Source organism: Variovorax sp. P2_H12 (assembly GCF_056403395.1).
Genome location: NZ_JBFUFO010000266.1, coordinates 1 through 394, shown reverse-complemented (window position 1 = coordinate 394; position 394 = coordinate 1). Strand labels below are relative to the sequence as shown.

The following is a 394-nucleotide window of genomic DNA, read 5'->3' as shown; positions in this document are numbered from 1 at the left end:
CCTCTGGATCATCTGGTGGCCGGAACCGAATGTGGTGGCTACTGTGCGGGCCGAGGCACACATGGCCCCGAATATTCATGGATTCGTACGTACGGAGTGCTTGTGATGCGAGAAACGGTCACCGCCAGCGAACTCGACCTCGCCCTCGTGAACGCCCTCCAACTGCGGCCCCGGTCCTCGTGGTCGGAGCTGTCGCCGCTGCTCGGTGTGACCGCGGGAACGCTGGCGCGGCGCTGGGAGCGGCTGACCCGGGCGGGGCTCGCGTGGGTGTACGCGGCACCCGGGCGCGAGTTCACGCGTAACCGCTGCACCGCCTTCGTGCTGTTGCGCTGCCTTCCCCAGGAGCGGTCCCGGCTGATCACGGAGTTGAGCGCGTTCCCGGAAGCGGTGACGA

1 protein-coding gene is annotated in these 394 nt (G+C 67.8%); it reads left to right on the top strand.

The window, feature by feature from the left end:
* Window positions 1–105: 105 nt before the first annotated feature.
* Window positions 106–394: AsnC family transcriptional regulator (locus AC1DYK_RS36085; protein ID WP_478170634.1), on the top strand; the 289-nt coding region annotated here is incomplete at its 3' end.